The following is a 12,344-nucleotide window of genomic DNA, read 5'->3' on the forward strand; positions in this document are numbered from 1 at the left end:
AAGAGCTTGATAAAATCATGAAGAACAGCGAAGGAGAACACTATGGCATCGTTACTAGAACAGCTTCGTGGTTACACCACCGTCGTCTCCGACAGCGGAGACTTTAACGCCATCCAGCAGTTCCGCCCACAGGATGCGACCACGAACCCATCGCTGATCGCCGCAGCCGCCGAGAAAGCGGAATACCAGGCCGTCGTCGATGACGTGCTCAAGAAGGTGCGCAAAGAAGCAGGCGCCAACGTCTCGGACAAAGAAGTCGCTGCAGCCTCCTTCCGCCCTCTCGAAGTCGCCTTCGGTCTCAAGATTCTCGACATCGTCCCCGGCCGCGTCTCCACTGAGGTCGACGCCCGCCTCTCCTACGACACTCAGAAGTCCATTGACGAGGCCCACGCCATCATCGCTCTCTATGACAAGGCCGGCATCTCGCGCGACCGTGTCCTGATCAAGCTTGCCTCCACCTGGGAGGGAATCCGTGCTGCTGAGATCCTCGAGAAGGAAGGCATCCACTGCAACATGACGTTGCTCTTCGGTCTTCATCAGGCCGTCGCTGCGGCAGAAGCCAAGGCCACCCTTATCTCGCCCTTCGTCGGACGCATTCTCGACTGGTACAAGAAAGACACCGGCAAGGACTACGCTCCTGCCGACGACCCCGGCGTTCACTCCGTCACCACCGTCTACAACTACTACAAGAAATTTGGCTACAAGACTGTCGTCATGGGCGCGAGCTTCCGCAACATCGGTGAGATCACTGAGCTCGCCGGCTGCGACCTTCTCACCATCGCACCGAAGCTGCTTGACGAGCTTGCAAAGACCGAGGGTACGCTGCCACGCAAGCTCGATCCCGCCAAAGCGCAGAGCCTGGACATCAAGAAGATCCCCATGGACAAAGCCACCTTCGACAAGATGCATGCAGAAGACCGCATGGCCACCGACAAGCTGAAGGAAGGCATCGACGGCTTCTCCAAGGCCATCGTCGACCTCGAAGTGCTTCTCGAAAAGCGTCTCAGCGAAATCGGCGAACCTGCCACAGCAGCACGCTAGTCTTCAGCAAAACCAATGCTTTTCCACTCGGCGGCCTGCTAAGAAAAGGCCGCCGAGTTGCGTTGCAACGAAATTTATTGTCGGCCAACTCTACGTGGCGTGGCCGTAGCCCATCTCGTTGGCGAACACCACGAATCAAATCGTCACAAAGTCAGTTACAAAAAGGGCAGAGACCTTCAAGTCTCCGCCCTTTTTTCACCTCGCCACACCTAGCACCCTATCGCTGCCGCTCGCAACCGCTGCCATCTGCGAATCGACGGCCGCGGCCGTCAGCCCCTGCGCACTCTTCACCGACTGAACCCCTGACCTCTGCTTCAGCGCATACATCCTCTGGTCCGCCACACGCAGCAGCCTAATCGCGTCCTGCGCGTCCTCCGGGTACATAGCCATGCCCATGCTCGCGGTCACCACCATCGGCCTGCCTTCTACCAATATTGAGCGGTCCAGCGCTCGCTGCACGGCCTCCATAAAGTGATCGAGAGACTGCTCTCGTTCTACATCTGCCGCCACGATTACGAACTCATCCCCACCCAGCCGCGCCAACGTATCGGACGCCCGCACTCCCTTGCGCAGATGCATCGAAACCTCACGCAGCACCTGATCACCCGCCTGGTGTCCCATCGTGTCGTTGATCTTTTTGAAGCCGTTCAGGTCTAGGATAATCAGCGCCAGCCGCGTGCGTGTTCGGTTCGCGCGTTCCATCGCCGTGGTCAGCCGGTCTGCAAACAGACGCCGGTTCGGTAATCCGGTCAACTCGTCATGTAGCGCCAGCCACTCATTGCTCGATACCTGCTCTTCCAGCATCACCAGAATCATGCCGATCGAGATCAGCGACTTCTGCATATTCCAAATGTGTGACGCGATATCCGCGTACTCGCGATATTGCACGATCCACGGATGCAGCAGCAGGCACAACGACCAGATCGTGAAGCCCGTCACAATTGCCATCCTGCCCGTGCTTCCTGCCGGCAGCCGCCTCTGAAAGTTCACCGCCGCAGTCGCATACACACAGCACAGGCTCCAATACACTGCCGCCCTGTAGTCGGAGATATGGATCAAATACCCCATCGCCATCCACCCGCACACATGCAACACAGCAGATATCCAGCTGCGGCGCAGATAGAGCGACGTCGAAACGCCAATTACCATTCCCGCAGCCATGCACGGGAAGAAAACGATCCCCCGGTTCTGATGCAAACCATACACCGTGCATAGCGCTAGCAGCGGCAGGCCGTTCAGCGAAAGATACAACAGCCGCGAAGCCTTCGAGACAGGGTGAACTCCCGCAGCCCACACGAAGATCATTCCCGTCAGCAGGTAACAGTCCATCACGATCATGTGCAGAATCTTCTGCGGCGGTCCGTTCTGTGCATAAAACGTATGCGCAACCGCTTCCACCAGCGTAAAAAACAGGCCCAGCAGCCACAGGTCTGCGCGCTCCTGGGGATGCCGTCGCCGCAGCAACACCAGAATAAAGATCAGGATCATCAACGCCAGAAGATCGGGAAGAAACGAAAAGTTCATCGGGACCCAGGCATCGTCGCACTTGGATTTGACCTCAACCCGAGGCCTCGCGGGATGCGTTTGTTACCACTCTGTGACAGAACGAGTGCCATCACCTTAAAGTCCTGAAACCTGAATCTGAACCATAGCCCACCAGGCACCATCAGCGCGATGGCAAAATTAACTTTTTTATGAACTGAGAAAATTATGACGAAGTACAACCCACAATGAGAACTCTGCAGCGCTCTGCTGCGATGGGCAACTGCTGCTTCGAAGTTTCTGAAGACGGCAGAAAAATCTACAGACTCACATACCTCAACCCGCCCGCCGGGTATTTCAAACTAGCTGAACTTGTTGCGCGGGGCCCGTGTTAGCTTGTCGGTCCAACAGCATTCAGACGTCGTTTGCTGCACAATTATCCGGTATTTCAGAGGAAATCAAACATAAAAATACACTACACCGCTATCTCAAACCAACTCCAGCATGCACTTCACTCATTCAAACGCTTCAATCAAACACGCAATTTTCATGGACGCCCGAATAGGACAGCGAAATCGGGTGAAGGGTTGTAATGCCCAATGGTTAGTGAACATCGCGAGTAAACCGTTACACGACAAATTCGTTTGCCGATATCGACGCCCAAAACTGCGAAATGTTGCGTTTCCTTGCACGGCTATTTTTTCGCGCACTCCCGATTGCTGGTGTGAGGTACAGAAAAAGGCTGGTGATCGTTACGACCGCCAGCCTTTTGCGCTCTATTCGCTACCCTGCATTACCGGTGACCTCCGCCTCCTCCACCACCGTGAAAGCCGCCGCCACCTTGAAAGCCGCCTCCATGAGAGCCCGCGCCTGCAAATGACGCCGCACGGTAGCCGCCGGTAGCGCCGTGGAATCCATACCCTCCGCGATACCCATAGCCACGCCCATAGAAGCCTCGGCCATAGACGAAGCCGCCGCCATAAAGGTAATAGGGAGAGTAAAAGCCGAAGCCGAAAGGACTGAAGAACGGTCCGCCAACAGGCAGCCAGTCGTATCCATACAGATAGGGATCCCATGCCCAGCCCGGCGCGAATCCGCCGTAGCCATAGGCAGGCCCATATCCCGCATACTCCGCTGCCAGATCGACATTCGCCTCGCCAAGGTACTGCGAGCGCAGTTGACTCCAGCGATAGAGATCATCCTGCGTGCGGTCCTTGTCAAAGCCAACAGGCTTTACGCGCTCGCCCGTCAGTGCAAGCTGGTGTCCGCCCTTCACTTCGATCGGCTTCACATTGCTTTGGAGATCATTGCCGGTATAAACCGCAGCCTTGCCGTCGAAGGCCCGCACCGTATTCGCATCTGCATTGAATTCGTACAGGCCATTCTTCAGAATCTGCGTCTGACCGCCCTTCTGATCGATCAGGATCCTGTTCTGTGGGTAGAGCTGGTCGGCCTCTACCTCTGCACGTCCGCGCTCAACCGAAACCTCGGTGTGAGTCAGGTCTGGCCGTATCATCTTCACCGTGCTGTTCTTATCCAGTCTCAGAAAGATGCCCGGCGTCAACAACATCTCCGCTTTACCGTCCGCGGTCGCCAAATACTGTCCCGGTTCCACCTCGGCCCGACCTACGGAGCGCGCCGTAACCTGTTGGCCATCAATCGAAGCCTGACCTTCTACATAATTGAGAGTTCCTGGGCGGGCTGGGTTCGCGCCGGGCTGCTGTCCAAAAGCCGGCACAAACAGAGTCGCCAGGGCAAGGGAGAGAAGTGAAGTTAGCCTTGGCATTTCATAAAACCTCTGTCCAATTAGATGTGACAGAACAGTAAACGTCACAGAGGTCTTGAAGTGTGTCAGACCATTGAACCCCATGTGGTTCAATAAGTTGCTGTCGATGACCCACGTATGACCAGACCGAGACACAACGCTCTCAAAACAGCGGAAAATCCGCTCTCATCGTTGAAAACCCACCAAAAGCGAATCCAAAAAACATTTGTAAAAGTTTTGTTGTCTCGATGCGCCCACGACAAACAAAGATTAAATGAAAAAGCTGGCGCACATTCACGCCAGCCTCTTCGCTCACTCGCCAGGACGAGAGAGCTACAAAATATACCGCGAAAGGTCCTGATCCTTCACGATCGAAGCGACCTGCTGCCGCACATACTCAGGGTCCACCACGACGACCTTCTCCACGCCTGTCGCGGTCTGCCTTTCAATCACGGGCAGTGGAGGCGATGGCACCTGCGCCTCTGACGTGAGAGAAGCCGAGACAGGAACCTCGCCCACGACACCCTCTTCCGTAATCTCCGCTCTGGGACTCTTAAACAGATCAGGCGCCTGGAAGCTGATCTCGTCCAGAACGCGTTCAAGAATCGTATGCAGCCTGCGAGCGCCAATATTCTCCGTGGTTTCGTTCACTTTGAAGGCGAACTGCGCCATCTCTGCAATCGCTTCTTTCGTAAACTCCAGCTTCAGGCCTTCCGTCTCCAACAGCGCCACAGATTGCTTCACCAACGACGACTTCGGCTCCGTCAAAATGCGAATAAAGTCATTCACCGTCAACGAATTCAGCTCAACGCGAATCGGAAAACGCCCCTGCAACTCCGGAATCAGATCGCTCGGCTTCGAAACATGAAAAGCTCCAGCCGCAATAAACAGAATGTGATCGGTCGAAACCATCCCGTATTTGGTGTTAACCGTAGTCCCTTCAACGATCGGCAGAATATCTCGCTGCACACCCTCGCGCGAAACATCCGGCCCATGGCCACCTTCACGACCAGCAATCTTGTCGATCTCATCCAGAAACACAATCCCCGAATCTTCCACGCGCTCCACCGCAAGCCGAGTCACCTGATCCATATCGATCAGCCTGTTCTCCTCCTCCTGCACCAGGTAGTCGAACGCCTCGACAACCTTCATCTTGCGCTTCTTCGTGCGCTGTCCAAACAGGCCCGGCAGCATGTCCTTCAGGTTGATATCCATCTCCTCCGAACCCTGGTTGGAGATGACCTCAAAACTAGGCTGATTGCGGTCGCGCACATCCAGCTCCACCGTGCGCTCATCCAGCTTGCCCTCGCGAAACTGCTGCCGCAGCTTCTCCCTCGTCCTGTGCTCGCGGTCTCCCGGCTTCTCCTCGTTGTCATCCACCGAAGCAGCAGTAGGAAGCTGAATCACGTTGCTCCCAGGCTCGTGCGTGGCTGCCGCCGCAGTTGCAGCGGTTGCAGGCGTCGCAGACGGCGTCGGAGGCAGCAGTAGATCGATCAGCCGATCCTCAGCCGCAAGCTCTGCCTTGTCCTCCACCTCTTCCATCTTCTCTTCGCGAACCATGTCGATCGCGATCTCCACCAGGTCTCGCACAATCGACTCCACATCGCGCCCTACATAACCCACCTCGGTAAACTTCGAGGCTTCAACCTTCAGAAACGGCGAGTTCGTCAGCTTCGCCAGTCGCCGCGCAATCTCCGTCTTACCTACGCCCGTCGGCCCGATCATGATGATGTTCTTCGGCATGATCTCGTCAGCCAGCTCAGGCGAAAGCTTCTGCCTTCGCATACGGTTGCGCAGCGCAATCGCCACCGCCCGCTTGGCCGCATGTTGTCCAACCACGTATTTATCAAGCTCCGCGACAATCTCTCGCGGCGTCATCTCATCGAGCGCAAGCGCCTGATCTTCTGCTGCTCCGGGTAAAAAAATTGCCATGTTGCCGTACTCCTGGTCGCATATCGCTGCGACGAAACTTTAGGGTTCTACGAACGATCGACGCTACTGGTTCGCTGGTGGTTCGGTCTTCAGCTCTTCCACGGTCATCTGGTCGTTGGTGTAAACGCAGATCTGGCCCGCGATCTTTAGACTCTTCACCGCAATCTCACGGGCGCTTAAATCTGTGTTTTCCATCAGAGCCCTGGCGCTGGCCAGCGCAAAGCTGCCGCCCGACCCGATCGTCGCAATCCCCTCGTCCGGATCGATCACGTCGCCGGTACCCGAGATCAGAAACGTGTACTTCGGATCCGCCACAATCAAAAGCGCCTCTAACTGCCGCAGCATCTTATCGGTACGCCAGTCCTTGGCTAACTCCACCGCCGCGCGTCCCAGGTTGCCGGCATACTGCTCCAGCTTCCCCTCGAACCGCGCAAACAGCGAAAACGCATCCGCCGTCGATCCCGCAAATCCCGCAAGAACCTTATCCTGATAGAGACGGCGTATCTTCTTCGCCGTTCCCTTCATAATCGTGGCTCCCAGCGACACCTGTCCGTCAGCCGCCATCACGACAGAGTCGCCCCGGCGCACGCAGATCACGGTAGTCGAGCGAATTCGTCGCCCTTCGCCCAGATCCAGAGGATGGGCAAGGCCGGACGGAAGAGTGGAGGCTTGTTTCACGACAACAGGCGACTTGGAGCTGGAAGAAGAGGCTGGCTTCATGGGCAACCCCCAGTATATCGTGCAAGCGACCCGGTCCCTTCAAAGTCGCTTCCCGTTCCATACCCGGAAAGTTGTGTACTGATACAGCACCTTCTCGCTGACGATCGTCTTGCCATGGTCTATGCTTTTTGGCAGAGACTGTGTTTTCGCTGATTACAACCCATCTGCCGCTCACCCTCCGTTCGCCGCGAGTCCTCATCGCCATTGGTGCAACGACGGCGGCAGCAATCGGTGTGACCACCTACGCTCTCACCCGTCGCAAACCCTCGGCCGAAGAGCTGGAGCGAGAGCGTCGTGAGCTGCTGGCACGAACCGGGCGCATCACAGACGGAACCATCATGGACACGATGATCGCCGAGGTTCGGAAACCCGCGCTTGACCTCGCAGACGATCCGGAGCCAGTCCGCCAGGGTCCTATGACGCCGGAGATGATCGTCTACGTCTACCGCATCGCCGGTGTAACGTACGAGTGCGCCCAGGACGTCACCATGCTTCCTGAACTGGTGCATGGCGTACGCACCGATCTCCCTATCCAGGTCCGCTATGCCCCGCAAAATCCTGCGAACAGCATCGTCGTAGCAGAGACTTGGAGCGGTCTGCGCCTCGGAGCACGCGCCCCCGTGCCCTATCCCTCGGACGAAGACGAGCTCCGCGACCCGATTTAGGCTGTACCGGCTTATTTGCCCTGCGAGGGCGGCGGTCACTTCGTGACGTGTATACCGGCTTCGCCCGGGCCTCCCGATGGTCGGCAAAAGATTCTTGATCCCGACCAAAGGGAGCGCCAACCGAAGGGGTATACAAGTCACGAAGTGACCGCTCCGCGCGTAGCGGGTATCTGTCCGCAATAGTGGCGTAACTCTTGTCGATTGAACCTAACCCCCGCGCAGACTACACTTAATCTCATGCACATGGTCGCCACTCCGAATAGCAAGATGCAGCGTGTTTTGCAGCTCTCGATGGTGCTCACGCTGGCGTATGTCGGAGCGACCTTCTACTTCGGTCTGCGCGCTCATTCCCTGGCCCTGATCTCTGAAGCCGGCCATAACGTCAGCGACCTGCTTGCCATCGTGCTCTCGTTTGTAGCCGTCTACTTTCAAGCTCGCCCGGCCACCGACCAGAAGACCTTCGGCTACCAGCGAGCCGGCGTGCTGGCCGCATTCGTCAACGCCGCCACCCTCATCGTGCTCGCGGTATGGATTGCGATCTCCGCGATCCATCGCTTCAGCGAGCCGGTCGCAGTGCAGCCCAAGCTGATGATGTACGTCGCCGCGGCGGGCGTTTTGATGAACGGCACGGTCGCCGCGCTGCTCTGGAAATCGTCCGGCGACGTCAACATCCGCAGCGTCTTCCTCCACATGCTCGGAGACACGCTCTCCACCGCTGCGGTCATCGCAGGCGGCGCAGCCATCTTCTTCACCGGCATGTCATGGATCGATCCCGTTCTCTCCATCCTCATCGCCGCAATGATTCTCTGGAGTTCGGTCGGCATCATTCGCGAGACGCTGAATATCCTGCTGGAAGGCACGCCGCGCAACCTGCAACTCGGCGAGATTCGTCAGGCCATGGCCTCCGTCAATGGCGTTCTCAACGTGCACGATCTCCACGTCTGGAGTCTCGGCTCGAAGTCTCATGCGCTCGCCAGCCACGTCACAATCGCCGAAATGCCGATGTCCGAGTGCGGCAATATCTTGTCGGATATCAAATGTGCCTTGCGTGACCGCTTCCAAATCACTCACACCACCATCCAATTTGAGATCACCGACTGCGAGACCACCCATGGTTGCGCAGCCCCGCCGGAGCTCGAAGAAGTTGGGGCACACGGACATAGCCACGGGCACGACCACGACCACACCCACTAGCTCTAGACGCGGTGATGGTATGACACATCATTTTGGAGGCAGTCAGTGCAGGCAGTTGTTGCTACTGAAACACCTTTACGTCGTCAGCTCACGGGTCGCAGCTACCGCATAGAGTCGATCGATATCCTGCGCGGTTTACTGATGGTCATTATGGCGCTCGACCATGCGCGAGACTACTTCTCAAGCGTTGCCATCGATCCAACTGATCCCGTTCATTCCTGGCCGGCCCTCTTCATCACTCGTTGGATCACCCATATCTGCGCACCTGGGTTCCTTCTTCTAGCGGGCACCAGCGTGTACTTGCAGCGCCAGCGCAAAAGCGCCGCTACACTCACACGCTTTCTGATCACTCGCGGTTTATGGCTCATCTTTCTTGAGGCCACTGTCGTCAGCGTGGGCTGGTCGTTCCACTTCGGCGCGCCCATCCTCCAGGTCATCTGGGTTATCGGTGTCGCGATGATCGTCCTCGCCGGTCTGCAGTGGCTGCCTCTCTCAATCGTCGGTGTCTTCGCTGCCGTCGTTATCTTCGGCCACAACCTGCTCGACGGCATCCACGCCCAGGCACTCGGAAACTGGGCGGACGCCTGGTACATCCTCCATCAGCGCGGGTTTCTTACGCTGAACGGCCACCCCATCATCCTGTATGGTTATCCGATCCTGCCCTGGGTAGGAGTCATGGCTCTTGGCTTCTGTCTCGGCCCTCTCTTCGTGCAGACTCCGGAACGCCGCCAGCGACTCTCCGCTCTCTTAGGCATGGCTCTTCTCGGCTTATTTGCAGTGCTGCGTCTTACCCACAGTTACGGCGACCCGGGCCTCGGGTGGCAGCACCTCGACACCCCAACCAATACCTTGATGTCCTTCTTCTCGGTAGAAAAATATCCACCGTCGCTTCACTATCTGCTCTCCACTCTCGGCGTGGTCTTCCTGTTATTCTCCCTCGCCGATTATGCCGTCGAGCACGCTCGAGCAGAACGTATCCGCGCGTTCCTCGACGTCTACGGCCGAGTTCCATTCTTCTTCTACATCGTGCATATCTTCCTGTTGCACTCGCTGGCGCTCGCCGTAGCTGCCTCCATTCGACCGGACTGGCAGTTTTGGACCGCGCCCTATGTCATCTTCACCAGCCACTTCAAGAACTGGGGCTACTCTCTACCCGTCGTCTACGCTGTATGGATCAGCGTCGTCCTGGTGCTCTACCCGGCGTGCGCATGGTTCGCCAGACTCAAAGACCGCCGTCGCGACTGGTGGCTCAGCTACCTGTAAGCCACCGTCAGCTCCGCAAGAAAAAGGCACGAGACAATCGCCCGTGCCTTTCTTTGGAAACTCAGAACCGTGTCGCCGATTAGACCAAAGTCGCGTCCAACGTAATCGTCGCAGCCTTCAGCACCTTCGACACCGGGCAGCCAACCTCAGCATTGTGCGCCAGCTCATCGAACTTCGCCTTATCGATGCCAGGAATCTTCGCCTTCGTGGTCAGGTGAATCTTGGTGATCGTAGGCGCGCCATGAACATCGAGGGTCAGCACCGCAGTCGTCTCAATCGTGTCGGGAGTAAATCCGGCCTCAGTAAGCTGTCCGCTGAGCGCCATCGTGAAGCACCCCGCGTGCGCCGCCGCGATCAGCTCTTCGGGATTCGTACCCACACCGTCGGCGAAGCGCGTCTTGAAGCTGTACTGGGTCTCCTTCAGCGTGCCGCTCTGGGTTGAAATCGTGCCAGTGCCATCCATAATCTTGCCGTGCCATACTGCGCTGCCAGTGCGATCCATCGTATTTCTCCTTTTGTTCTTAGCTGTTGCCTATCAACAGTACCTCCTTCGATGCGGCGCCCACACCAAAGGACCTTGAAAATATCGGCCGCTCTTATCTGGTTCCCTGGCTAGCCTTCCGAGCCGCTTCGAACTCATCCTTAGCCTTCCACTGGATAATCGTCGGCGCGCTCAAAGCCTCCCAGCCCAGCTCCATCCCAAAGCGATCGAGCTTCGCGTTCCCGCTGAAGTCCCAATCCTCATGGAAGTTGTCGCTGAAGTTGTGATAGTCATGCTCCGTGAAATCCTCATGCTGCTTGTGTCCCCACGCTGCATCATGCCCTTCATAAAGATTCCCCGTCTCAATCGAGAACGCCGGAATCCCGACGCGCGACAAGCTGAAGTGATCTGACCGGTAGTAGCTCCCCGCCGAAGGCCGCGGGTCCGGCACAATCGCAAGATTAAATCTCTTCGCCGTAGCCTCCACCGTCGGATAGAACGTAGTCCTCTGCGCGCCGTTCACATTTGTCTCCAGAGGAACGCCAATGGGCAGAATCATGTCGTAATTAATATCCAGCGCAATCTGCCCCGCAGGAATCGGCGGATGCTGCCCCAAATATTCCGACCCCAACAGCCCCTGCTCCTCCGCCGTCACCGAAGCAAAGATGATCGAGTGCGGCAGCTTCACGCCCGACTGTGCCCACGCTCGCGCCATCTCCAACAACATTCCGCAGCCGGTGCCGTTATCCGCAGCGCCGTTATAAATATTGTCCCCAGCCATCCCCGGCACAAATCCCAGATGATCGTAGTGAGCCGTATACATCACAGCCTGATCTTTGCCACCTGCGTTCGCCCCCGGCAAAATTCCCACCACATTCGGCGACTGGAACGACCGCACCGTGCTCTCAATATGCGCTTTCAACCGCACCGGCAACTCCACCGCCTTGAACCCGCGCTTCCCAGCCGCAATTATCTCCGCGTCCGCATCCAGTCCACTCGACGCAAAGATCTTCTTCGCCACATCCAACTGAATCCAGCTAGCCGCCTCAAGCTGCGGATTCTTATCATCCCGCAGATAAGTCTTCTCACTCGTATTCGAATTCTTCACCACATCCCAGCCATAGCTCGCCAGGTCCGTGCGATGAATAATCAGCGCGCCCACCGCACCTTTCCGCGCCGCCTCTTCAAACTTGTACGTCCAGCGCCCGTAGTAGGTCAGCGCGTCGCCGCCAAAGAAATTCGGATCAGTCGAAGGTGGATCGCCCACGATGCACAGAATCACCTTCCCCTTCACATCCACGCCCGCATAGTCGTTCCACTGAAACTCCGGCGCATCCACGCCGTACCCAACAAACACAATCGGAGCGTCAACATCCACACTCGGCGTCAATACACGATTGCTCACCGTGTAGTCGTCCGCATACTTCAGGTCGATCGAATACAGATCAATCGAATTCCCCGCAGGCTTCTTCGGAATCAGCGACATCGTCGTCTTCTCCGCAATCACCTTCGTACCGACAAAGTTGATCTGCTGCAGATACGTTCCGTTGTCTCCGCCCGGCTTCAGCCCATACAGCGCAAACTGCGTCGCAAGGTACTTCGCCGCAATCTCGCTCCCCCGCAGCCCAGGGCCGCGACCCTCCAGTAGATCATCCGCAAGAAATCTCACCTGCGCACGAATCTTCTCGCCGTCAATCGACGCCTCCGCCGCCTTCACCGCAGGCGGAATCGACTGCGCCATCAGCGCTCCAGAAAGGCAGAAAACCGAGGCAACCACAGCGACACCAAAACGAATCTTCAT

Annotated in this window: 10 protein-coding genes; 4 read left to right on the forward strand and 6 right to left on the reverse strand. The window is 57.2% G+C overall.

The features are described 5' to 3' along the window. The first annotated feature begins 42 nt into the window (after positions 1-42). Entirely contained in the window at positions 43-1,041 is a 999-nt protein-coding gene (locus RBB77_RS03585; RefSeq protein WP_353064811.1) for a transaldolase, read from the forward strand. 195 nt (positions 1,042-1,236) lie between these two features. Here RBB77_RS03585 and RBB77_RS03590 read toward each other — a convergent pair whose 3' ends face one another. From RBB77_RS03590 to hslV, 4 genes are all read right to left on the reverse strand, one after another. Next, a complete protein-coding gene (locus RBB77_RS03590) occupies positions 1,237-2,565 on the reverse strand; it encodes a GGDEF domain-containing protein (protein ID WP_353064812.1) in 1,329 nt (442 codons plus the stop codon). 751 nt (positions 2,566-3,316) lie between these two features. Beyond that, positions 3,317-4,309 carry a hypothetical protein gene (locus RBB77_RS03595; RefSeq protein WP_353064813.1) on the reverse strand — a complete coding sequence of 331 codons (993 nt, stop codon included), beginning with the start codon at positions 4,307-4,309 and terminating at the stop codon, positions 3,317-3,319. A gap of 312 nt (positions 4,310-4,621) precedes the next feature. Next, positions 4,622-6,220: an ATP-dependent protease ATPase subunit HslU gene (gene hslU / locus RBB77_RS03600; RefSeq protein ID WP_353064814.1), complete on the reverse strand. Its 1,599-nt coding sequence runs from the start codon at positions 6,218-6,220 to the stop codon at positions 4,622-4,624. A 63-nt stretch (positions 6,221-6,283) separates the two neighbouring features. Then, positions 6,284-6,940 carry an ATP-dependent protease subunit HslV gene (gene hslV / locus RBB77_RS03605; RefSeq protein WP_434557097.1) on the reverse strand — a complete coding sequence of 219 codons (657 nt, stop codon included), beginning with the start codon at positions 6,938-6,940 and terminating at the stop codon, positions 6,284-6,286. A 140-nt stretch (positions 6,941-7,080) separates the two neighbouring features. On the opposite strand from hslV, the gene RBB77_RS03610 reads away from it, so the two are divergent. The 3 genes from RBB77_RS03610 (at position 7,081) to RBB77_RS03620 (ending at position 10,062) form a co-directional block, all read left to right on the forward strand. Then, complete coding sequence (locus tag RBB77_RS03610) at positions 7,081-7,605, forward strand: hypothetical protein (protein WP_353064815.1); 525 nt, start codon at positions 7,081-7,083, stop codon at positions 7,603-7,605. Positions 7,606-7,872: 267 nt separating this feature from the next. After that, entirely contained in the window at positions 7,873-8,799 is a 927-nt protein-coding gene (locus RBB77_RS03615; RefSeq protein ID WP_353064816.1) for a cation diffusion facilitator family transporter, read from the forward strand. Positions 8,800-8,844: 45 nt separating this feature from the next. Next, positions 8,845-10,062 (forward strand): DUF1624 domain-containing protein, encoded by a 1,218-nt coding sequence (locus RBB77_RS03620; protein WP_353064817.1) that lies wholly within the window; start codon positions 8,845-8,847, stop codon positions 10,060-10,062. A gap of 79 nt (positions 10,063-10,141) precedes the next feature. Here the strand turns inward: RBB77_RS03620 and RBB77_RS03625 are convergent, their stop codons facing one another. Both RBB77_RS03625 and RBB77_RS03630 read right to left on the reverse strand, forming a co-directional pair. After that, a complete protein-coding gene (locus RBB77_RS03625) occupies positions 10,142-10,564 on the reverse strand; it encodes an OsmC family protein (protein WP_353064818.1) in 423 nt (140 codons plus the stop codon). 94 nt (positions 10,565-10,658) lie between these two features. After that, positions 10,659-12,344 carry a M28 family peptidase gene (locus tag RBB77_RS03630; protein WP_353064819.1) on the reverse strand — a complete coding sequence of 562 codons (1,686 nt, stop codon included), beginning with the start codon at positions 12,342-12,344 and terminating at the stop codon, positions 10,659-10,661.

It is taken from the genome of Tunturibacter psychrotolerans, from assembly GCF_040359615.1.
GTDB classification, from domain to species: Bacteria; Acidobacteriota; Terriglobia; order Terriglobales; family Acidobacteriaceae; genus Edaphobacter; species Edaphobacter psychrotolerans.

Excerpts from the sequence above, each read along its gene's own strand:
- RBB77_RS03585 (WP_353064811.1), top strand. The coding sequence starts at position 43 with ATGGCATCGTTACTAGAACAGCTTCGTGGTTACACCACCGTCGTCTCC.
- RBB77_RS03590 (WP_353064812.1), bottom strand. The coding sequence starts at position 2,565 with ATGAACTTTTCGTTTCTTCCCGATCTTCTGGCGTTGATGATCCTGATC.
- RBB77_RS03595 (WP_353064813.1), bottom strand. The coding sequence starts at position 4,309 with ATGCCAAGGCTAACTTCACTTCTCTCCCTTGCCCTGGCGACTCTGTTT.
- hslU (WP_353064814.1), bottom strand. The coding sequence starts at position 6,220 with ATGGCAATTTTTTTACCCGGAGCAGCAGAAGATCAGGCGCTTGCGCTC.
- hslV (WP_434557097.1), bottom strand. The coding sequence starts at position 6,940 with ATGAAGCCAGCCTCTTCTTCCAGCTCCAAGTCGCCTGTTGTCGTGAAA.
- RBB77_RS03615 (WP_353064816.1), top strand. The coding sequence starts at position 7,873 with ATGCAGCGTGTTTTGCAGCTCTCGATGGTGCTCACGCTGGCGTATGTC.
- RBB77_RS03625 (WP_353064818.1), bottom strand. The coding sequence starts at position 10,564 with ATGGATCGCACTGGCAGCGCAGTATGGCACGGCAAGATTATGGATGGC.
- RBB77_RS03630 (WP_353064819.1), bottom strand. The coding sequence starts at position 12,344 with ATGAAGATTCGTTTTGGTGTCGCTGTGGTTGCCTCGGTTTTCTGCCTT.